Source organism: Rhodococcus sp. 7Tela_A2, from assembly GCF_049311045.1.
In the GTDB taxonomy this organism is placed as follows: domain Bacteria; phylum Actinomycetota; class Actinomycetes; order Mycobacteriales; family Mycobacteriaceae; genus Rhodococcus.
This window is the reverse complement of sequence record NZ_JAXION010000205.1, coordinates 1-2,716: the sequence shown is the minus strand read 5'-3', so window position 1 is coordinate 2,716 and position 2,716 is coordinate 1. Positions and strand designations below refer to the sequence as shown.

Below are 2,716 nucleotides of genomic sequence, written 5' to 3'. Positions count from 1 at the left end.
ATGTAGGACGCGCAGCCCGTTCCCGGGCGGCGCGTCCTACATCGCGTCGAAGGCCGCCGTCTCCGCTCTCGTCGAGACGATGGCACTCGAGTACCGCGAAGACCACATCCGGGTCAACGCCTTGCTGCCCGTCGTGATCGACACACCCGCCAACCGCGCGGCGATGCCCGACGCCGATACCAGCAAGTGGTCGCAGCCGGCCGACGTCGCCAAGGTGATCGAGTTCCTGATCTCCGACGCGGGTTCGCCCGTCACGGGTGCGCTGATCCCTGTCACGAACGTGGGGGGGGGGGGGGGGGGCCCGCCCCCCCCCCCCCCCCCCGCCGCGGGCGGGCGTGGGCCGGCGGACTCGTCACCTCGTGCACGAGGTGCAGGTCGATGTAGATCAGATCCGGCTCTCGCGCCGAACCTTCTCCTCCACCACGCACGATGACGTGCTGATCCCACACTTTCTCCGCCAGAGTCTTTCCAGCCATCTTCTCCACCTGTCGTACGTGACGAACGCGAGACCGATTCAGGGCTGTCCGGCCCGCGTATGGTGTCGTCCCCGCCTCGTTCCGCATGCGTTATGCTTCCCAGCATGCGAGACGGAGGTATCGACCTATGAGACAGCATAGCGGGATCGGAGTGTTGGACAAAGCGATGACTGTCCTACACGCGGTGGCCGAACAACCGTGCAATCTCAACGAGTTGTGCACCCGCACAGGTTTGCCGCGGGCCACCGCGCACCGTCTCGCAGTCGGTCTCGAAGTACACCGCCTCCTCATGCGCGACGGCGACGGTCAGTGGCGTCCGGGCCCGGGTCTGGCCGAACTCTCCACCGGCGCCGGCGACTCGCTCGCCGAGGCCGCCTCCCTCGTCCTGCCCCGGTTGCGCGAAATCACCGGCGAGAGCGTGCAGTTGTACCGCCGCGAAGGCACCCACCGGGTGTGCGTCGCAGCACTCGAGCCGCCGACGGGACTGCGCGACACAGTCCTTGTCGGTTCGCGTCTGCCGATGACCGCCGGATCGGGCGCCAAAGTTCTTCTCGCGTGGGCCGATACGGCCGTACAGCGTGCGATCCTGCCCGATGCCGCGTTCGGGGAACGCGTCCTCACCGAAGTCCGCCGGCGCGGATGGGCGCAGAGCGCGGCCGAACGCGAACCCGGAGTTGCGTCCGTGGCCGCACCCGTCCGGGACGGTGGCGGTGCTGTCGTCGCGGCGGTCTCGGTGTCCGGACCGATCGACCGCATGGGACGCCGGCCGGGTGCCCGGTGGGCCGCAGACCTTCTCGCCGCCGCCGAGGCGTTGCAGAAACGACTCTGACGACCCCTGGTGGCGGATGTGCGTGGTATGTCACAGTTCTCGTCATGGGAACCAACCGTCGCGCCGAAATCGCTATGACCGACTCGGAAATCTCCGATTTTCTCCACCACAGCCGTGTGGCGACCCTCGCATCGCTCGGTCCCACGGGCATGCCCCACCTCGTCGCGATGTGGTACGCGGTACTGGACGGCGAGATCTGGTTCGAGACGAAGGCGAAGTCCCAGAAGGTCGTCAATCTCCGGCGCGACAACCGCGTCACCGCACTGGTCGAGGCGGGCGACACGTACGACCAGTTGCGGGGCGTCGCACTCGAGGGCCACGCCGAGATCACCGACGACCACGACACCGTGTTCGCCGTCTGCCGCGACGTGTGGAATCGGTACACCGCTCCCTACACCGAGGAGGCGCGGCCCGCGGTGGAGCAGATGATGGCCAAGCGGGTCGCCGTCCGCGTCGTGCCCGGGCGGGTCCGATCCTGGGATCACCGCAAGCTGGGTCTGCCCGCGATGGAGATCGGCGGGACCACGGCTGCGTACCTCTCCTCGCCCGCACGCTGAACCTCGGCCCCCGATAAATGGGGCGACAGCGCCGTTCCCCCGGCGCTACATTTCGAGGGCATCGGCGAAGGAAGGGGACACCATGACCGACTCGGAGAAGGAACACCTCAAACAGAAATTCCGTGACGCGCTCGAGCGCAAGAACAAGAATCAGCGCGACGGGCACGGCACCGCGCACCTCGACGCTCAATCCAAGGCTCGCGGACCGAAGGCGACTGCGGACCATCACCGCGAGTTCCGGCGCAAGAGCGTATGAGATGGGCCCGGCACGAAAAAGACCCTCCGAGCGATGCTCGGAGGGTCTTCTGCCTGTACCCCCGATGGGATTCGAACCCACGCTACCGCCGTGAGAGGGCGGCGTCCTAGGCCGCTAGACGACGGGGGCCTGGACTTTCCTTCGACACACCCCGGAAGGCATGCCTGCTTTCAGAGAAGAACACCCACCGATCCGGAGATCGATGGGCCGTTCATGGTACCCCCGATGGGATTCGAACCCACGCTACCGCCGTGAGAGGGCGGCGTCCTAGGCCGCTAGACGACGGGGGCCTGAGAACTTCTTCTCGTTACGCTTCCCGGGGGAAGCTCAGCCAGCTTAGCTGGCCGAGACGTGGCGGGCAAACCACCACATCGCAGCTGGGGTACCAGGACTCGAACCTAGAATGGCTGAACCAGAATCAGCTGTGTTGCCAATTACACCATACCCCAATGGACTGTCCCTTCGGCCTGCGCACTGCGCTCCGGCCTCCGTTCCCGAACCGAGAGAAAGATTAGCACCATCACCGTGCACAACTACAAATCGCCTGGTCAAAGTAGGTAAATCGGCCTCGAACCGGAAGCGCCCGCGTAGCGGAAGC

4 protein-coding genes, 3 tRNA genes and 1 pseudogene are annotated in these 2,716 nt (G+C 66.3%); 4 read left to right on the top strand and 4 right to left on the bottom strand.

Annotated features, from left to right (window positions below; translation table 11 throughout):
* Nucleotides 1-433 (top strand): SDR family oxidoreductase (locus tag TVH25_RS21190; RefSeq protein ID WP_422425400.1); only part of this gene is annotated, 433 nt, incomplete at its 5' end.
* Here the strand turns inward: TVH25_RS21190 and TVH25_RS21185 are convergent.
* Nucleotides 315-582 (bottom strand): annotated as a pseudogene (locus TVH25_RS21185) (hypothetical protein); the annotation flags it as partial. The gene TVH25_RS21190 and the pseudogene TVH25_RS21185 overlap by 119 nt on opposite strands.
* A gap of 21 nt (nt 583-603) precedes the next feature.
* Here TVH25_RS21185 and TVH25_RS21180 point away from each other — a divergent pair.
* The 3 genes from TVH25_RS21180 (at nt 604) to TVH25_RS21170 (ending at nt 2,118) form a co-directional block, all read left to right on the top strand.
* Nucleotides 604-1,305, top strand: coding sequence for an IclR family transcriptional regulator (locus TVH25_RS21180; protein WP_169620359.1), 702 nt, complete (start codon nt 604-606; stop codon nt 1,303-1,305).
* A gap of 44 nt (nt 1,306-1,349) precedes the next feature.
* On the top strand, nt 1,350-1,862 hold the full coding sequence (locus tag TVH25_RS21175) for a pyridoxamine 5'-phosphate oxidase family protein (RefSeq protein ID WP_296549261.1): 513 nt from the start codon (nt 1,350-1,352) through the stop codon (nt 1,860-1,862).
* Between the two features lie 82 nt (nt 1,863-1,944).
* Complete coding sequence (locus TVH25_RS21170) at nt 1,945-2,118, top strand: DUF5302 domain-containing protein (protein WP_169620361.1); 174 nt, start codon at nt 1,945-1,947, stop codon at nt 2,116-2,118.
* Nucleotides 2,119-2,174: 56 nt separating this feature from the next.
* On the opposite strand, the gene TVH25_RS21165 is transcribed toward TVH25_RS21170, so the two are convergent.
* The 3 genes from TVH25_RS21165 to TVH25_RS21155 form a co-directional block, all read right to left on the bottom strand.
* Nucleotides 2,175-2,247: transfer RNA gene (locus tag TVH25_RS21165), tRNA-Glu, on the bottom strand.
* Nucleotides 2,248-2,332: 85 nt separating this feature from the next.
* Nucleotides 2,333-2,408, bottom strand: a tRNA-Glu gene (locus TVH25_RS21160).
* A gap of 87 nt (nt 2,409-2,495) precedes the next feature.
* A tRNA-Gln gene (locus TVH25_RS21155) sits at nt 2,496-2,567 on the bottom strand.
* Nucleotides 2,568-2,716 lie beyond the last annotated feature (149 nt).

Bases quoted from the DNA above. Each gene is read 5' to 3' on its own strand.
- TVH25_RS21180 (WP_169620359.1), top strand. From the start codon at position 604: ATGAGACAGCATAGCGGGATCGGAGTGTTGGACAAAGCGATGACTGTC.
- TVH25_RS21175 (WP_296549261.1), top strand. From the start codon at position 1,350: ATGGGAACCAACCGTCGCGCCGAAATCGCTATGACCGACTCGGAAATC.
- TVH25_RS21170 (WP_169620361.1), top strand. From the start codon at position 1,945: ATGACCGACTCGGAGAAGGAACACCTCAAACAGAAATTCCGTGACGCG.